Origin of the sequence: Mycobacterium basiliense (assembly GCF_900292015.1) — a bacterium.
Classification (GTDB): Bacteria; Actinomycetota; Actinomycetes; order Mycobacteriales; family Mycobacteriaceae; genus Mycobacterium; species Mycobacterium basiliense.
The window spans coordinates 4,899,606-4,916,859 of sequence record NZ_LR130759.1 but is presented as its reverse complement, the minus strand read 5'-3'; the positions used below and the strand labels follow the sequence as shown (position 1 = coordinate 4,916,859).

Here is a 17,254-nt window from a genome sequence, read left to right as displayed (position 1 = left end):
CGTGCGCGTCCTGGTGATCGGCTCCGGTGCCCGTGAACATGCTCTTCTGCTGGCACTTGCCCGCGACCCGCAGGTCACCGGGCTCATCATCGCCCCCGGCAATGCGGGCACCGCCCGCCTGGCCGAGCAGCACGACGTCGACATCACCGCCAGCGACGACGTCGTCGCTCTCGCCCGCGAGGTGCGGGCGGACCTGGTGGTGATCGGCCCGGAGGTGCCGCTGGTCCTCGGGGTGGCCGACGCCGTGCGCGCCGCCGGCATCGTGTGCTTCGGGCCGAGCAAGGATGCGGCTCGCATCGAGGGCTCCAAGGCGTTCGCCAAGGAGGTCATGACGGCGGCCCAGGTGCGCACGGCCAGCAGTGAAATTGTGGACAACCCGGCGTGCCTGGACGCCGCGCTCGCCCGGTTCGGCCCCCCGACAGGCGACCCGGCGTGGGTGGTCAAAGATGACCGACTGGCCGCGGGCAAGGGCGTCGTCGTGACAGCCGACCACGACGTCGCACGCGCGCATGCGGCGAGCCTGCTCGAGGCCGGGCATCCGGTGCTGTTGGAGTCCTATCTCGACGGACCCGAAGTGTCGCTGTTCTGCGTGGTCGACGGGGAGACCGTGGTGCCGCTGCTGCCGGCGCAGGACTTCAAGCGAGTCGGTGAGGGCGACGCCGGACCCAACACCGGCGGCATGGGCGCGTACGCGCCCCTGCCCTGGCTGCCGGACGACGTTTATCGGGAAATAGTCAGCGATATCGTCGAACCGGTTGCGGTCGAACTGGTTCGGCGTGGCAGCCCATTCTGCGGATTGCTCTACGTTGGACTTGCGATCACTGCGAAGGGACCCGCGGTGGTCGAATTCAACTGCCGCTTCGGCGATCCGGAGACCCAGGCGGTGCTGGCCCTGCTGGATTCGCCGCTGGGGCAGCTGCTGCACGCCGCCGGGACAGGGGAATTGGCCAAGTTTGGCGAACTACGTTGGCAGCAGGGCGCCGCCGTCACCGTGGTGCTGGCGGCCGAAAACTATCCCGGGCGTCCTAGGGTCGGCGATGTCGTGGTCGGCGCCGAGACCGAGGGGGTGCTACATGCCGGCACCACCCGCCGTGACGACGGCGCCATCATCTCGTCGGGTGGCCGGGTGTTGTCGGTGGTGGGTACCGGTCCAGACTTGTCCGCGGCGCGGACGCACGCATACGGCATCCTCAATTCAATTCGGTTGGTGGGCAGTCATTTTCGAAATGATATCGGCTTGCGCGCCGCAGAGGGAAAGATCAGCGTCAGCTAGGACGACCTTTCTTCCTATTGCAGATAATGCGGGCAATAGGCGGTGATCGCGGCGTTGATGCCGGCGGCGGCCTGCGCGGGTGTGATCCCGGTGTTGTTGTTCACGGTCGCGGCGGCGGCATCATTGGGGGTCGCCCCGTTTTGCAAGTCCGTGCACACGGCACGGCCACTGGCCGCCGCGCTTGCCGGATCGGTGACGGTGAGACCGGGAATCTCTGACACCAGACCGAGAAATGTTTGGTCGGGGGCGGGTGCCGGTCGCGGTGGTGCCGGGGCAGGTCGCGGCGGCGCGGGGGCCGGTCGTCGCGGGGCTGGCGCGGCCTGTGCGGGCGCAGGCGTTGGGGATGCCGGCGGCGGAGCACTTGTCGGGGGCGGTGGCAAGCGCGGCGGAGGAGGTAGCGGCGGTGGCGCGTAGTCCCGTTCCCGTTGGGGCAGCGCCAACGTCGGTGAAGCGGCGGGCGGGCCCACCTCGCCGGTGGCGTTGTGATTGTCGATCGGGTAGCCACTGGCGCCGACGGCGGTGAGCGCGACCATGGTTGCTGCCGCGGCGGCTATCCGCCACCGACCGCATCGGCGGCCGTTGTCGAGGTCCGCCGACACCGAGGGCACTGCTGTGCTGGTGGGCGGCCTGCGCACCAATGGCGCCGGCATGGTCCAAGCCGTAGGCGTCGCGTGTCCACCGGAGGTGGCCGCGCGTGCAAAGGCTTGGGCGAAATCGGTGCATCGTGCGAATCGATCAGCGGGGTCCTTGGCAAGAGCGATGGCGAGCACCGGGTCGAAGGCCGCGAGCTCGGGGCGGGTCTGGGCGAGTCGCGGAGGCGACGCGGTCAGGTGGCGGCCGATGACCACGGCCGGGTTGGTATGTGGGAACAGCTCTGATCCGGTGAGCAGCTGGTAGCCGGTGGCGGCCAGCGCGTACTGGTCGGCGCGTCCGTCGATCGGGTCGTCGGTTAGCTGTTCGGGCGCGGCGTAGGGAAACGTGCCTATGGTCATGTTCGTCGCCGTCAGGCCGCTGCTATCGGCGATGTTGCGGGCTATTCCGAAGTCGCCCAACAGGATTCTCTGGTCGCCATCCTCCGGTTTGCTGAGCAGGATATTCGCCGGGCTGACATCGCGGTGCATCAGGTCGTGATGCTCGTGCGCGTAGTCGAGTGCGCTGGCGATCGCTGAGATGATCGTGGCTACCCGATCTGCCGGCATTCCGACCGGATAGTGGTCCCGCATTAGGCTTGCCGCGTCCGTTCCGTCGACGAAATCCATCGAGATCCACAGCTGCCCGTTGTGCTCGCCGCGGTCGTTGACGCGCACGATGTTTGGATGCCACAGCGCGGCCGCCAGTTCCGCCTCTCTGATGAATCGCCGGCGGTAATCGTCGTCGGCGGATACGACATCGCCCAATATCTTCAGGGCTTCGCGGCGGGGCAACCGCGGGTGCTCGGCGAGGTAGACCTCGCCCATTCCTCCCGACCCCAGCAACCGGATGACCGTGTACCCAGCAAACACCTCGCCGGGATTCAACCCGACGCCCGATCCTCGCTGAACCAACCCAACCATTGCACCGTCCGTAACCGCGATGCCCAGCACTGCCCTAGTGACAGCCCCCGATTAGTCTAGTCAGTTCACCTACCGTTTACCAGCAAGATGTCCTTAGTTAACCCGTGCAGTTTCCTATGAATTGTCTCTGAGTTAGCCGGCAGTGGGTTGAATGGCAACCATCAGAACGCGACGGCTTGCCCATCTCGGCGGGGATCGCTGGCGGCCACGTAGCCGTCATCGAGCCGCCAGATCGCCTGGCAGCTGCCGAACTCGGTGTAATCGTCCGGCACGACCAGATCGTGCCCGCGCCGGCGCAACTCATCCAACGTCGGCTGCGGAAAGCCTTGCTCGCAGCTGACCCGCAAACCCTGCACCCACCGGAACCGGGGGCCGTCGCACGCCGCCTGCGGGTTCTGGCCGTAGTCGGCGATGCGGACCAACACCTGCACATGGCCCTGGGGCTGCATTTGGCCGCCCATCACACCGAAACTCAGCACCGGTGCTCCGTCTTTGGTGACAAATCCCGGGATGATTGTGTGGTAGGGACGCTTGCCCGGGCCGACCTGGTTCGGATGCCCCTGTGTTGCAACGAAACACGAGCCCCGATTCTGCAGCGAAATGCCCGTCCCGGGAACCACCACGCCAGAGCCGAAGCCCAGATAGTTCGACTGGATCATTGAAACCATCAACCCGGCGGCGTCTGCTGTGGTGAGATAGACGGTGCCTCCCTTGGGGATTCCGGCCGACGCTGGCTTTGCCCGCTTGCGATCGACCAGCATGGCCCGGCGCTTCAAGTAGTTCTTGTCAAGTAGGTGCTCGGGGGGTAGCGGCATGTGGTCGATGTCGGCCACATAGGCCTGCGCATCGGCGAAAGCTAGCTTGAGGGCTTCGATCTGCAGATGCACGCTGTCCGCGGAATCGACTGGATAGCAGGACATGTCGAAGTGCTCAAGAATCCCGAGCGCGATCAAGGCCACGATGCCCTGCCCGTTGGGTGGCATCTCGTGGACGGTGAAACCGCGATATCCGCCGTTGATAGTGCCGACCCAGTCGGTCCGGTGCGTGGCCAGATCGCTGGCCCGCAGAACGCCGCCGGCGGTGGCCGCGTGTGCCTCCAGCCTGCCAGCCAGCTCTCCGCGGTAGAACGATTCACCGTTGCTGGCGGCGATTTTTTCGAGCGTGTCCGCATGGTCGGCAAAGGTAAACAGTTCACCGGGTCTGGGCGCTCGACCGCCGGGCAGGAACGCCGCAGCGAACCCGGGCTGGTTCGCGAACAGCGGGACCTGGGCCTGCCATTGCGCGGCCACGGTTGGTGAGACGAGAAAGCCGTTGCGGCCGTAGTCGATAGCGGGCTCGAAGAGCCGCTCGAAGGGTAGGCGGCCGAACCTGGCGTGTAGGTCCACCCACGCCGAAACCGCGCCCGGCACGGTGACCGAATTCCAGCCGAGCGTGGGCACTTCCTCGCCGCCGAAGTATTGCGGTGTCCAGGCTGCGGGCGAGCGGCCCGATGCGTTTAACCCGTGCAGCTGCTTGCCATCCCAGACCATGGCGAAAGCATCCGAGCCGATGCCGTTGGATACCGGTTCCACCAGCGTGAGGGTGATGGCCGTGGCGATAGCCGCATCGACCGCGTTGCCGCCCGCGGTGAGCATCCGCAGACCGGCCTGGGCGGCCAGCGGTTGTGAGGTGCAGACCATGTTGCCGCCCAGGATGGGAATTCTCGGCCACGCGTAGGGCAGGTGCCAATCGAAGGGGCCATTAGGCGGGGTCACCGTCGGATCGTTGCACGTGGGTCCCGCGGGCCTCAATGAGAAGCCGGATTGCGGTGGTCCGGCGTGGCGCGACTACGCCGTGAGCAACGGCGCCATCCAGGTCAGCTCGGCGGGCAGCTGCGCACTCCAGAACCCTCCGTTGTGCCCACCGGGGGAGAAGCCGCCCGCGGGCGGGTTCGGAAGTTGGGCGATGAACTGCTTCGTCGCCGAATAGAACGGATCGCTGTCGCCGCAATCCACCCGTATCGGGATGGCCCCCAAGGCCGGCATGCCGAATACCGAGTTGGCCGCGAAGTCGTCGGCCCCGTCGAATGCCCCCGGTGCGGCCGCGCCCGCCGATGGCCAGAGCGCGGGGCTCACCGCGCAGATCGCCGCGGTGCGCGCCGGCCCGAGTCGACCACCGAGCAGCAGCGCGCCGTAGCCCCCCATTGACCAGCCCAGGAAGGCCACGCGTGAGGTGTCCAGGTGCTGGCTGTCCAGCATGGGGATGAGTTCATCGAGCACCATGGCCCCGGAGTCCTCCCCGGAGGCGCGTTTGTGCCAGTAACTGCCGCCTCCGTCCACGGCAACCACCGCAAATGGCGGCAACCCCGCGTTGACGGCCTGGGCAAGGCCCTGCTCGACGCCACCGGCCATGACCGTGGCCGCATCGCTGCCCTTGCCGTGCAGCGCGATCACGGGTCGTAGCGGCTTGCTCTGGCCAGGAGGGCGGGCGATCGCCCAGTTGGTCGCCATCCCGCCGCGGGCCGCCGATACGAACGAGCCGGTGGTCATCGTCGGGGCGGCCTGGGCCGGTGGCGGCGGATCGAGCTTTCGTGTCGGGGCCAACGGAACGTTTGTGCCAGTCGCAGCCGGTGGTGTGGCATGTGAAGTTCGAGGTGAAAACAGCATGTCGAGCGCATATGCCCCGATCGCGCCCGCGGTCGCGCTGACACCGAGACCGAGCACGGCCCGGCGACTGAAGTCAGGCATGCGGGCCATCATGCCATGGACGTTTGGCGAAAATGGCAATGCAGTACCACTTTGACTGGCAGCATGGGTGGGCGTGACGGCAGCAGTTACTCCAAAAGGAGAACGTCGACGGTACGCGCTGGTCAGCGCTGCCGCCGAGCTGCTTGGCGAGGGCGGGTTTGAAGCGGTTCGTCACCGGGCGGTTGCCCGGCGGGCCGGCCTGCCGTTGGCGTCGACCACCTATTACTTCTCGTCTCTCGACGATCTGATCGCCCGCGCGGTTGAACACATCGGGATGATCGAGGTAGCGCAGCTGCGGGCCAGGGTCAACGCCCTGTCGCGGCGACGCCGGGGACCCGAGACCACCGCTGAAGCGCTGGTCGACCTGCTTGTGGGAGACGTGTCCGGTCCGGGACTTGCCGAGCAACTGATATCCCGATATGAGCGCCATATCGCCTGTACTCGCCTACCGGCGTTGCAAGAAAGCATGCGTCGCAACTTGCGTCAGCGTGCGGAGGCGGTGGCCGAGGCCATCGAGCGGTCGGGCCGGTCGGTGCGCATCGAGCTGGTGTGCACGCTGATCTGTGCGGTCGACGGGGCGGTGGTGTCGGCTTTGGTTGAAGGGCGAGATCCGCGTAGTGCGGCACTGGCGACTGTGGTCGATCTCATTGACGTGCTGGCGCCGGTCGACCAGCGACCCGTCCAGGTCTAGCCGGAACGAGGTCCGCGGGCAGGGTCGGCGTCACGATGCGGCCACTGGCATCGTCGCCGTAATGGGTGATGTCGGCGGGGCGGCGTTCGGCGTATAACGCCACATAGGCGCAGACGACTGCGTCAACCGGATCCTCAGCGTTGCGTAGGTCGCACTTGCGTGTCGCGGTCGCGACCCGTCGGCGCAACAACGCCCAGTCCTCGTTGCCGGCCACCCGTAGCGGCACCGGGGTGTTCGCCCATCCCTCGACGCCGTCCATTAGTCGCAGTAGCTCCGATCGGAGCTGGCCGACGGCGCGGCCCGGCTTTGCTTTGTATTTGAGTGTGCATGGCAACCGGAGTAGCGCCACCGTCGCTGCGTGCGGGTAGACCTCGATGGCGCGCCGCGTGGTGCTCGATCCGGGGTCCGAGTGCGAATCGACGTCGAGGTTGAGGGCGCGGGCCAGCTGCGCGGCGCGCGGAACTCCGGCGAATTCGGGTCGTGCGGTATTGCTTGGGTAGGCGCCGGCCTGGAACCTGTGAAAATCCCGGTTCAGCGCCGCCTCGGCGGGCCGCTGGCCGGTCGGATTGGTCACCACCAGCGGTGCGTCGAAGGCGACCACGCAGTCGCTATGCAGGTAAGGGCGTAACACCGACAGCACCGAGGCGTCTGCGCGGACCGCGCAGACGCGCAGCAGCACACCGTCGTCGTCGAGCACCGCGATACCGGTCGGATTGCGACCGGCCCAGGCAAGGTCAACGCCGGCGAAATGCATGGGCCCAGGCTATGGCTGATGCGCCGGCCGTTCGGGCGTTGCCCGAAAAGACGGTGGTCGCGCCCCGGCGTGGGTGCTTTGTCGCTGCGAGGCGGGCAGACTGCGCCCCGACCAGCGCAGAAACTGCTGTGCTCATTGTGACCAAGCTGACTGATGTGGCGGCGCGCCGGCCGGTGTCCGGCGGCCCGGCGCCGCTGGCGGGCGCGACCGTAAGCTGTGTGTTCGTGAGGATCAAGTGAGCATTCCCAACGTGCTGGCCGCCCGGTACGCCAGCGCGAAGATGGTCGCGATCTGGTCGCCGGAGGCGAAGGTAGTCGCCGAGCGGCGGCTGTGGCTAGCGGTGTTGCGGGCCCAGGCCGAACTCGGTGTTGACGTCCCGCGCCAGGCGATCTCGGATTATGAGCGGGTGCTTGACGAAGTGAACCTGGCGTCGATCGCGGCCCGGGAGCGCACGCTGCGCCACGACGTCAAGGCGCGCATCGAAGAATTCAATGCCCTGGCCGGTCATGAGCATGTGCACAAGGGCATGACCAGCCGTGATCTGACCGAGAACGTGGAACAACTGCAGATCCGGCAGTCGATGGACTTGGTTTTTTGCCACGGTGTGGCGGTGGTGGCGCGGCTGGCCGAGCGGGCGGTGGCCTATCGCGACCTGGTCATGGCTGGGCGCAGCCACAACGTGGCCGCTCAGGCCACCACCTTGGGCAAGCGTTTCGCCTCGGCGGCAGAAGAGACGCTGATCGGCCTGACCCGGCTGCGTGAATTGATCGACCGCTACCCGTTGCGTGGCATCAAAGGACCGATGGGCACCGCGCAGGACATGCTTGACCTGCTGGACGGTGATACGGCCAAGCTGGCCGAACTCGAGCGACGGGCAGCCGATTTCTTAGGCTTCGCAACGGTTTTGCACAGCGTGGGCCAGGTGTATCCGCGATCGCTGGATCACGACGCGCTCTCCGCGCTGGTGCAGCTTGGTGCCGGACCGTCGTCGCTGGCACACACCATCCGGCTGATGGCCGGGCACGAACTGGTCACCGAGGGATTCGCGGAGGGGCAGGTTGGCTCGTCGGCCATGCCACACAAGATGAACACTCGCAGTTGCGAACGGGTCAATGGGTTGCAGGTGGTACTGCGCGGGTATGCGGCGATGGCTGCCGAACTGGCCGGCGCGCAGTGGAACGAGGGCGATGTGTTCTGCTCGGTGGTGCGCCGCGTGGCGTTGCCGGACAGTTTCTTTGCCATTGATGGGCAGATCGAGACCTTCCTGACGGTGCTCGACGAATTCGGCGCCTATCCCGCGGTAATCCAGCGCGAGCTGGACCGCTATTTGCCGTTCCTGGCCACCACCAAGGTGTTGATCGCCGCCGTGCGCGCGGGTATGGGTCGCGAGTCCGCGCACCATGTGATTCGTGAGCACGCCGTCGCCACCGCGCTTTCCATGCGGGAGCACGGCACCGAATCCGACCTGCTGGGCCGGTTGGCCGCCGATCCGCGGCTGCCGCTGGACCGGGCGGCGTTGGATGCCGCGCTGGCCGACAAGAAGGCATTCGCCGGTGCCGCTGACGACCAGATTGCCGAGGTGGTCGCGCGGGTGGAGACGCTGGTTGGCCGCTATCCGGAGGCGGCCAAGTACGCTCCGGCGGCGATCCTGTGACCTCCGCCGGCGTCCTCGCCGACATCGACTTCACCGATCTGGACAACTTCGCCGCCGGCTTCCCCCATGACCTCTTCGCCATCCACCGTATGCAGGCCCCGGTGTACTGGCATCAGCCGACCGACAACACTCCGGACGGAGAGGGCTTCTGGTCTGTCGCCACCTACCCGGAAACCCTTGAGGTACTTCGTGATCCGGTGACCTATTCGTCGGTTACCGGTGGACAGCGCCCCTTCGGTGGCACGCTCTTGCAAGATTTGGCCATCGCGGGCCAGGTGCTCAACATGATGGACGACCCGCGGCATTCGCAGATTCGGCGACTGGTCAGCTCCGGGCTGACGCCACGGATGATCCGTCGGGTCGAGGACGATCTGCGTGCCCGCGCGCGCCGGCTGCTGGATGCGGTAGTGCCGGGGGAGCCGTTTGACTTCCTGGTTGACGTTGCCGCAGAGCTGCCCATGCAGATGATCTGCATCCTGCTGGGAGTACCGGAATCCGACCGGCATTGGCTGTTTGAGGCCATCGAGCCGCAGTTCGACTTCGGCGGCGCACGCAAGGCGGCCCTGTCCCAGCTGTCGGTCCCGGACAAAGCCGCGGAGGCCGGTTCCCGGATGTACGCCTACGGCCAGGAGCTGATCGCAGCAAAGCGCGCCTATCCGACCGACGACATGTTGTCGGTGGTCGCGAACGCCACCATCGACGACGCGGACCAGATTGTGGCAGCGGCCTTGTCGGATCTCGAGCTCTACTTGTTCTTCAGTCTGCTGTTCAGCGCCGGCGCGGAAACCACGCGCAATGCGGTCGCGGGCGGGCTATTGGCGCTGGCCGATCGCCCGGAGTCCTGGCAGGCGCTGCGTAGCGATCTCGAGATGCTGCCCACCGCGGTCGAGGAGATAGTTCGCTGGACGTCGCCGTCCCCGTCCAAACGGCGCACCGCCACCCGTGACGTCACGCTCGGTGGACAATCGATCCAAGCGGGGCAGAAGGTGCAGATCTGGGAGGGCTCCGCCAATCGCGACGCGGCCGTGTTCGATAGTGCCGACGAATTCGACATCACCCGAAAACCCAATCCTCATCTGGGCTTCGGCCAAGGGGTGCACTATTGCCTGGGCGCCAATCTGGCCCGGCTGGAGCTGCGGGTGCTCTACGAAGAACTACTTTTGCGGTTCGCTTCGGCGCGGGTGGTGGAGCCCGTCGAATGGACACGCAGCAACCGCCACACCGGTATCCGGCATCTGGTGGTCGAGTTACGCGAGGCGTAGGGCCGTGCGAAGTTAACGTGTCCGCAGTCGTATCCCGGCCGCTCGCAGTTCGAGTGCGGCCAGCCCGCGGATGGTGACGGGATCTTCCCGGCGCCACGCGCCGACCGGATCCGCGCTGACAGCGGCCAGCTTGCTGGGTGACCGGTTGGCCAACGCCCGCAATGCCAGCAGCTGTTGACCGGCCGCGGTGGCGGCCAGGGCCGTCACCGCCAACTTGCGGCGGAAAAACCGTAGCCGCAGGAACAGCCATGGCATGCCCACGGCGAGAATTGGCGTCGCGGCGACCGCGAGCGCGAGCACCACGGCCAGCCAGCTCGCGGTGGTTTCCAGGCTGTGGCCGGCGCTCGCGACGTCGAGGGCGGCCTGGCTCGCTGCGGTGATCGGCTTGCTGACCGCATCGCCCACCAACGGGAGGTGTTGCGCGCCGTGACCGGCCGAGGCCAGGTTGCCGGCGATGCCCTGTGAGCCGTCTTCTATTTGCCGGCCCGCCTCGGCGATGGTCGCGATGGCGCTGTGCACCGCGATGCCGATGAACACCCACAGCATGATCCAGATGGCGGCGGTGATGTCGCTGAGCAGTTGGGCTCCCAGCCGGAGGGGTCTGGTGGAATAGGGCAAGAACCGCGATCTCATACACCGATACCAGCACAGATCCCTGCCGACGGCCGTGATCGAGGCGGCGGTGGGTTGCCGGATAGGCTGACCCGATGCGCCCCGCATTGTCCGACTACCCACATCTGGCCAGCGGCAAGGTTCGTGAGCTGTACCGTGTCGATGACGACCACCTGCTGTTGGTCGCCACCGATCGGATCTCGGCCTACGACTACGTCCTGGACAGTACGATCCCGGACAAGGGCCGCATCCTGACCGCAATGAGCGTGTTTTTCTTCGGTCTGGTGGACACTCCCAATCATGTGGCCGGTCCACCGGATGACCCACGCATCCCCGACGAGGTGCTCGGCCGCGCGCTGGTGGTGCGGCAGCTGGACATGTTTGCGGTGGAATGCGTCGCGCGTGGCTACCTGACCGGCTCCGGGTTGCTGGACTACCAAGCAACCGGAAAGGTCTGCGGTATCGCGCTGCCGCCGGGGTTGGTCGAAGCCAGCAAGTTCGCCGAGCCGCTGTTCACCCCGGCGACCAAAGCTGCGCTCGGAGACCATGATGAAAACATCTCGTTCGCCCAGGTGATCGAGCTGGTCGGGGGGGTGCGCGCCAACCAGCTGCGCGACCGCACTTTGCAGATCTACGTCCGTGCTGCCGATCACGCCCTGACCAAAGGAATCATCATCGCTGACACCAAGTTCGAATTCGGCACCGACCGGGACGGCAACGTATTGCTGGCCGACGAGATATTCACACCGGACTCGTCGCGATACTGGCCGGCCGACGAGTACCGACCCGGCGTGGTGCAGAACAGCTTCGACAAACAGTTTGTGCGCAACTGGCTCACCAGCCCCGAGTCCGGGTGGGACCGTGGCGGTGATCGACCGCCACCCCCGCTCCCGCAGGACATCGTTGACGCTACCCGAGAACGTTACATCGATGCGTATGAACGGATTTCGGGCCTGCGTTTCGGTGACTGGATCGGGCCGAGCGCATGACCGATCAGACCGGGACGGCCCCACCCCCGATAGCCAAGCGGGTGGATACCCGACGGGAGCATCACGGCGACGTCTTCGTCGATCCCTACGAATGGATGCGTGACAAGGACAATCCGGAAGTGATCGCATACCTCGAGGCCGAAAACGCCTATACCGATCACATCACCGCTGATCTGGAACCGTTGCAGCAGAAGATCTTCGACGAAATCAAGGCCCGCACCAAGGAAACCGACCTGTCTGTGCCGACCCGGCGCGGCGATTGGTGGTACTACGCCCGCACCTATGAGGGAAAGCAATACGGCATCCATTGCCGGTGCCCGGTTGCCAATCGCAATGACTGGAATCCGCCGCAATTCGATGAGCACACCGAAATTCCCGGCGAACAGCTGCTGCTCGACGAGAACGAAGAGGCCGAAGGTCAAGATTTCTTCGCCTTGGGTGCGGCCAGTGTCAGCTTGGACGACAATCTCCTGGCCTATTCGGTTGACGTCGTCGGCGATGAGCGATACACGTTGCGGTTCAAGAATTTGCGCACCGGAGAGCGATACCCGGATGAGATTGCTGGCATCGGCCCCGGCGCGACCTGGGCTGCCGACAACCGCACGGTTTACTACGTGACCGTGGACGCCGCCTGGCGTCCGGATACCGTATGGCGCTACGGGCTCGGGTCCGGTCAATCGTCGGAGCGGGTTTACCACGAACCCGACGAACGGTTTTGGCTCGCGGTTGGGCGCACTCGAAGCAACGCCTACGTCCTGATCGCGGCTGGTTCGTCGATCACGTCTGAGATTCGCTATGCCGACGCTGGTGACCCGAACGCGCAATTCGTCGTCGTGCTGCCGCGCCGTGAGGGCGTGGAATATTCGGTGGACCATTCCCCCGGCCGCGCCGGCGTCCCCGACCGCTTCCTGATCCTGCACAACGCCGACGCGGTGAACTTCACCCTGGTAGAGGCCCCCGTCGACGATCCGACACGGCAGCGCACCCTGGTCCCGCACCGCGAGGACGTCCGCTTGGATGGTGTGGACGCCTTCGCCGGTCACCTGGTGGTCAGCTACCGGCGTGAGGCGTTGCCCAGAATCCAACTGTGGCCGGCTACCTTCGATGGAGGTTACGGTGAGCCCGAGGAGATCTCGTTCGACACCGAGCTGATGTCGGCCGGACTGGGCGCGAACCCCAACTGGGATTCGCCCAAGCTGCGAATCGGGGCAGGATCGTTCATCACGCCCGCGCGGATCTACGACATCGATCTGGTCACCGGTGAGCGCACCCTGCTGAAAGAGCAGCCGGTCCTGGGCGGCTACCGCCGCGAGGACTACGCGGAACGCCGCGAATGGGCTTACGCGGAGGACGGCACCCGGATCCCGGTCTCGATCGTGTACCGTGCCGGACTGGATTTCCCCGCGCCGGCACTGATTTACGGCTACGGCGCCTATGAGATCTGCGAGGATCCCCGGTTTTCCATCGCTCGGCTGTCGCTGCTGGATCGAGGGATGGTATTTGTCATTGCCCATGTGCGTGGCGGCGGCGAGATGGGCAGACTTTGGTATGAGCACGGAAAGTTGTTGTCCAAAAAGAACACCTTTACCGACTTCATCGGGGTGGCAAGGCATTTGGTGGATTCGGGTGTCACCCGACCCGACCGGTTGGTCGCTCTGGGCGGCTCTGCCGGGGGACTGCTGATGGGTGCGGTGGCCAACATGGCGCCGGACCTCTTCGCTGGGATTCTGGCCCAGGTGCCTTTCGTCGATCCGCTGACCACCATCCTGGACCCCTCCTTGCCGCTCACCGTCACCGAGTGGGATGAGTGGGGAAATCCGTTGAGTAGCCACGATGTCTACGAGTACATGAAGTCCTATTCACCGTATGAGAACGTCGCGCCCAAGAGGTACCCGGCCATCCTGGCGATGACGTCGCTGAACGACACCCGGGTCTACTACGTGGAGCCGGCGAAATGGGTTGCAGCGCTTCGGCACGTCAAGACCGACGACAATCCGGTCCTACTGAAGACGCAAATGAACGCGGGCCATGGCGGAATAAGTGGGCGTTACGAACGCTGGAAGGAAACGGCGTTCCAGTACGCCTGGCTGCTAGCCGCCGCCGGCTACGACAACAGTGGCGGCGGCCAGGAAGACGACCTCCTCAGCACTGCGCAGGGTTAGGCGCGTCGTCATCGACTTGGGCGGATTGGGCATCCGCGCGGCGTAAACATTGGCCGGGAACATCGCCAACATCAGTGCCAGCAGGCACACCGCGGCAGCCACCCGGGTTTGGGGTAGTAACAACCCCACCGCACCTAGCAGCTCGAGGACGCCGGTGGCGGTAACCAGTAGGGCCGGCGCGGGCAGCCGAGGCGGCACGATCGCGAGGAGGTCGCCGCGCAGCGGCGGTGCAAAATGTGCGACACCGGTGAGCAGGAACATCGCGGCTAACCCTGTCGCGGTCGCGGCATTCCAGGTGTCGAAGTAGGCGATGCCAAGCCAGCCAACGATCCGGGCGGCGATGGTGCCCACCAGCAGCGTGATCAACGGCGCCATCTTCGAGCTCTCCCTGATCTAGACACTGACAAGATTTGACACGCCCACGCTAGGCGGCAAACTAGTCACTGTCAAGTTAGATTTGTATACTGGCCTGATGGACCGTCCGGCCTACCACCACGGCGGTTTGCGGACCGTGATCCTGACCGAGGCCGCCCGTCTGGTGGCCGAACGCGGCGCGGACCGGGTGTCGCTGCGTGAGCTGGCCCGCGACGCCGGAGTGTCACACGCGGCACCGGCGCACCACTTCACCGATCGGCGTGGCGTTTTTACCGCGCTGGCCACCGAAGGATTCCGGCTGCTGACCGCGGCGCTCGTCGAGGCTCGCCCGGCATTCGCCGACGCGGCCCTGGCTTACGTGCGGTTTGCGCTCGAGCACCCTGGCCACTACCAGGTCATGTTCAACGCAACGTTGGTGGATGGGTCCGATGCCGACCTGACCGCCGCCGCGGCAGCGGCCAGCGCCGAATTGGCGCAGGGGGTGGCGACATTGCGCGATCGCCGCGCGAAGAACGATCCAGCCGGTGCGCAACTGGCGGCCTGGTCGCTGGTGCATGGCTTCTCGACGCTTTGGCTCAACGATGCGGTCAATGCTGAGGTGAAAGCGATAGATCCGATGGACACCGTCATGCGAATCGCGACGATTTTGTTCGAGGGATAGCCGGATCAGGTCGGCGGCGTCTTTGGGAGAAACGCGGCCGGGACAAGTGTCGCGGTCATCAGCGCCGCCGCGACCACGAACATGACCATGTACGAGTGTGAAAGATCGCGCACTACATTCGCTGCGAAGGCGGGGTCAAGGGACTGCGGTGGCATCGTTGCCTCGTCCACTGGCACCCCATGCCTGGCCGCGTCGTCCTGGAGTGCGGTGATTCTATTTGCGACGGAGATGTTTTCGCTGCGATTGAACTGGTTGGTCAAGATCACCGACATCAGCGCGGCCCCCATCGAGCCGCCTACCTGGTGGGTGACGCTGATCAGTGTCGAGCCGCGCGCGATCTCATGCGGGGTCAGCGACCGTACCGCAGCACCGGAGAGCGGCATCATCGTGCAACCGGTGCCCATGCCGGTTATCGCAAGCGCAACCAGCAGGGTCGGCAGATAGTGTGTCTGCTTGGCGACGCCAACGGCGAAGATGCCCAGGCCCACTGCGAGCAAGGTGATGCCAACCAGCACGCTCATGCCTGGCCCACGCCGGTCCATGAACGCACCGGCGAGCGGCATGGTCAACATGGCACCGAGCCCCTGCGGGATCAGGTGCACGCCGGACTGCATGGGTGTTTGGTGTAACACCTGCTGCAAGTAGCTCGGCAGCAGCAGGCTGGAGCCCACAAAGGCCGTTGCGAAAACCAGCGCCGTCAGATTCGCTTGGGCGACCACGCGCTTCTTGAACAGCCGCAGATCGATCAGCGGGTGATCCGCACGGTGCCAGGCATGCCAGCCGAACGCGATAATCAGCGCTAGGCCGCCAATCATGGGCACCAGCACATCGCGGTCGAGCAGTGCGCCCTGGCCGGGAACGGACGACACACCGAACAGAAAGATCGCCAGACCGGGTGACAGCAGCAGCAAGCCGACGAGGTCGAAGGTCTCCGACGCTGCTGGGCGATCGGGCGGGAACACGACCGCCGCTAGGGCGAAGGCGGCCACCCCGACCGGCAGGTTCACCAGGAAGATCCAAGGCCAGCCGAAGGAGTCGATCAGCCAGCCACCCAGGATGGGGCCGCCGATCGGACCCAGCAGCATCGGGATGCCCAGCACCGCCATCAAGCGGCCCAGTCGCCTCGGACCCGCCAGCCGAGTCAGGATTATGAATCCGAGCGGCATCAACATCCCGCCGCCCATTCCCTGCAACGTACGAAAAGCAATTAACAACAGAATGTTCGGTGCCATCGCGCACATTAATGAGCCCACGGTGAATGCCAGGATTGAACCCATCCAGAGCCGTTTGGTGCCGAATCTGTCAGCGGCCCAACCGGTCATTGGGATCATGGTGGCCACTGCGAGCGTATAGGCGGTCATGGTCCATGCGACAACGGCTTGGGTGGAATCGAATTCGACGATAAACGTTCGCTGCGCGACGCTGACGATGGTGGCATCCAGCACCGACATCACCGACGCCAGCACGCAGACCCCGGCGATCCGGAATAGCCCCGCGTCCAGCTTGTCCGGGTAACCGGGCTGGCCGTGGTGGTGGGGCCCTGTTGCGGCAGCGGGCAGCGTGGCATCCTCGGGTGCCGAACGCGCCTCATCCATAGCGTTGCTGAGCATAGCTACTCGGCTCGCTGGTGCCGATGTTGGGATCGGGTTCGCTGCCTCGTGCGGGTCGGGGTCTCAGTCGGGCTCCCTGGTATTTCATAAGCGTCGGCTAGACGTCTGCTGTCTGCGTGTATTTCACCGTTTCGAAACCTGGAATCGTCAGACTACAAGCGTGTCTGGAAAATTGATCGTCTCGGTGTCGGGGATAGGCGAGCACACCCTGGCCGAAGTCGACGAATTCTGTGCGCAAATGGATATCCGGTCGGTGCCGGTGTCGCTGCTCGTCGCGCCACGGCTCAAGGGCAACTATCGGCTCGACCGGGACCCGGGCACTGTCGAATGGCTGGCCGCGCGGCGCGCCGGGGGCGATTCTCTTGTGCTGCACGGCTACGACGAAGCCGCGACAAAAAAGAGACGTGGCGAGTTTGCGACGCTGCATGCGCATGAGGCCAATCTGCGGGTGATGGCCGCCGACCGCGTGCTCGAGCATCTTGGCCTACGTACCCGGCTATTCGCGGCGCCGGGATGGGTTGTGTCGCCGGGTGTCGTTAAAGCGCTGCCTAAAAATGGTTTTCGATTGCTTGCCGATTTTCACGGGGTGACCGACCTGGTTCGTCAGACCACGGTGCGCGCCCGGGTACTGGGAATCGGGGAAGGCTTCCTGACCGAGCCGTGGTGGTGCCGGATGGTGGTGCTGTCATCCGAGCGGATCGCGCGGCGCGGCGGGGTCGTGCGCGTTGCGGTTTCGGCTCGTCAGCTACGCAAGTCGGGCCCGCGCCAGGCCATGATCGATGCCATCGACTTGGCGTTGATGTACGGCGCCGCGCCGATGGTTTATCGCTGGCTGCCGCACAAGGCCATTCTCGACGCCGCATAGTCGGGTGTCCGGATGAGGGTCGCTATCCTGTACCGGCATGAGCGATTTGCCGGCTAGGTCGGACGGG

The 17,254-nt window shown here is 65.5% G+C and carries 15 protein-coding genes; 8 read left to right on the top strand and 7 right to left on the bottom strand.

Features of this window, described 5'->3' with window-relative positions; all coding sequences use genetic code 11:
* Position 1 precedes the first annotated feature (1 nt).
* A complete protein-coding gene (gene purD, locus MB901379_RS20860) occupies positions 2 to 1,273 on the top strand; it encodes a phosphoribosylamine--glycine ligase (RefSeq protein ID WP_158018339.1) in 1,272 nt (423 codons plus the stop codon).
* Between the two features lie 14 nt (positions 1,274 to 1,287).
* Here the strand turns inward: purD and MB901379_RS20855 are convergent, their stop codons facing one another.
* The 3 genes from MB901379_RS20855 to MB901379_RS20845 form a co-directional block, all read right to left on the bottom strand.
* Positions 1,288 to 2,826 (bottom strand): serine/threonine-protein kinase, encoded by a 1,539-nt coding sequence (locus MB901379_RS20855; protein ID WP_158018338.1) that lies wholly within the window; start codon positions 2,824 to 2,826, stop codon positions 1,288 to 1,290.
* 161 nt (positions 2,827 to 2,987) lie between these two features.
* The gene (locus MB901379_RS20850; RefSeq protein ID WP_232021922.1) at positions 2,988 to 4,580 is read right to left on the bottom strand and encodes a gamma-glutamyltransferase family protein; all 1,593 of its coding nucleotides are present in this window, start codon (positions 4,578 to 4,580) and stop codon (positions 2,988 to 2,990) included.
* Positions 4,581 to 4,652: 72 nt separating this feature from the next.
* Positions 4,653 to 5,564 carry an alpha/beta hydrolase-fold protein gene (locus MB901379_RS20845; RefSeq protein WP_158018337.1) on the bottom strand — a complete coding sequence of 304 codons (912 nt, stop codon included), beginning with the start codon at positions 5,562 to 5,564 and terminating at the stop codon, positions 4,653 to 4,655.
* A gap of 55 nt (positions 5,565 to 5,619) precedes the next feature.
* Here MB901379_RS20845 and MB901379_RS20840 point away from each other — a divergent pair, with 55 nt between their 5' ends.
* The gene (locus tag MB901379_RS20840; protein ID WP_158018336.1) at positions 5,620 to 6,243 is read left to right on the top strand and encodes a TetR/AcrR family transcriptional regulator; all 624 of its coding nucleotides are present in this window, start codon (positions 5,620 to 5,622) and stop codon (positions 6,241 to 6,243) included.
* On the opposite strand, the gene MB901379_RS20835 is transcribed toward MB901379_RS20840, so the two are convergent.
* Positions 6,197 to 6,997 carry a DUF429 domain-containing protein gene (locus MB901379_RS20835; protein WP_158018335.1) on the bottom strand — a complete coding sequence of 267 codons (801 nt, stop codon included), beginning with the start codon at positions 6,995 to 6,997 and terminating at the stop codon, positions 6,197 to 6,199. The genes MB901379_RS20840 and MB901379_RS20835 overlap by 47 nt on opposite strands.
* Positions 6,998 to 7,232: 235 nt before the next feature.
* On the opposite strand from MB901379_RS20835, the gene purB reads away from it, so the two are divergent.
* Both purB and MB901379_RS20825 read left to right on the top strand, forming a co-directional pair.
* Positions 7,233 to 8,651: an adenylosuccinate lyase gene (gene purB, locus MB901379_RS20830; RefSeq protein ID WP_158018334.1), complete on the top strand. Its 1,419-nt coding sequence runs from the start codon at positions 7,233 to 7,235 to the stop codon at positions 8,649 to 8,651.
* Positions 8,648 to 9,913, top strand: coding sequence for a cytochrome P450 (locus MB901379_RS20825; RefSeq protein WP_158018333.1), 1,266 nt, complete (start codon positions 8,648 to 8,650; stop codon positions 9,911 to 9,913). Before purB ends, MB901379_RS20825 begins: the two co-directional genes overlap by 4 nt.
* Before the next feature lie 12 nt (positions 9,914 to 9,925).
* Here the strand turns inward: MB901379_RS20825 and MB901379_RS20820 are convergent, their stop codons facing one another.
* On the bottom strand, positions 9,926 to 10,546 hold the full coding sequence (locus MB901379_RS20820) for a hypothetical protein (RefSeq protein WP_158018332.1): 621 nt from the start codon (positions 10,544 to 10,546) through the stop codon (positions 9,926 to 9,928).
* A 74-nt stretch (positions 10,547 to 10,620) separates the two neighbouring features.
* On the opposite strand from MB901379_RS20820, the gene MB901379_RS20815 reads away from it, so the two are divergent.
* Entirely contained in the window at positions 10,621 to 11,514 is an 894-nt protein-coding gene (locus MB901379_RS20815) for a phosphoribosylaminoimidazolesuccinocarboxamide synthase (RefSeq protein ID WP_158018331.1), read from the top strand.
* Positions 11,511 to 13,676: a S9 family peptidase gene (locus MB901379_RS20810; RefSeq protein ID WP_158018330.1), complete on the top strand. Its 2,166-nt coding sequence runs from the start codon at positions 11,511 to 11,513 to the stop codon at positions 13,674 to 13,676. Before MB901379_RS20815 ends, MB901379_RS20810 begins: the two co-directional genes overlap by 4 nt.
* Here the strand turns inward: MB901379_RS20810 and MB901379_RS20805 are convergent.
* Positions 13,605 to 14,051 carry a DoxX family protein gene (locus MB901379_RS20805; protein WP_158018329.1) on the bottom strand — a complete coding sequence of 149 codons (447 nt, stop codon included), beginning with the start codon at positions 14,049 to 14,051 and terminating at the stop codon, positions 13,605 to 13,607. The genes MB901379_RS20810 and MB901379_RS20805 overlap by 72 nt on opposite strands.
* Before the next feature lie 97 nt (positions 14,052 to 14,148).
* Between MB901379_RS20805 and MB901379_RS20800 the strand changes: the two genes are divergently transcribed.
* Positions 14,149 to 14,712, top strand: coding sequence for a TetR/AcrR family transcriptional regulator (locus tag MB901379_RS20800; protein WP_158018328.1), 564 nt, complete (start codon positions 14,149 to 14,151; stop codon positions 14,710 to 14,712).
* Positions 14,713 to 14,717: 5 nt separating this feature from the next.
* Here the strand turns inward: MB901379_RS20800 and MB901379_RS20795 are convergent, their stop codons facing one another.
* Positions 14,718 to 16,322 carry a DHA2 family efflux MFS transporter permease subunit gene (locus tag MB901379_RS20795; RefSeq protein ID WP_158018327.1) on the bottom strand — a complete coding sequence of 535 codons (1,605 nt, stop codon included), beginning with the start codon at positions 16,320 to 16,322 and terminating at the stop codon, positions 14,718 to 14,720.
* 160 nt (positions 16,323 to 16,482) lie between these two features.
* Here MB901379_RS20795 and MB901379_RS20790 point away from each other — a divergent pair, with 160 nt between their 5' ends.
* The gene (locus tag MB901379_RS20790) at positions 16,483 to 17,187 is read left to right on the top strand and encodes a DUF2334 domain-containing protein (protein WP_158018326.1); all 705 of its coding nucleotides are present in this window, start codon (positions 16,483 to 16,485) and stop codon (positions 17,185 to 17,187) included.
* Positions 17,188 to 17,254 lie beyond the last annotated feature (67 nt).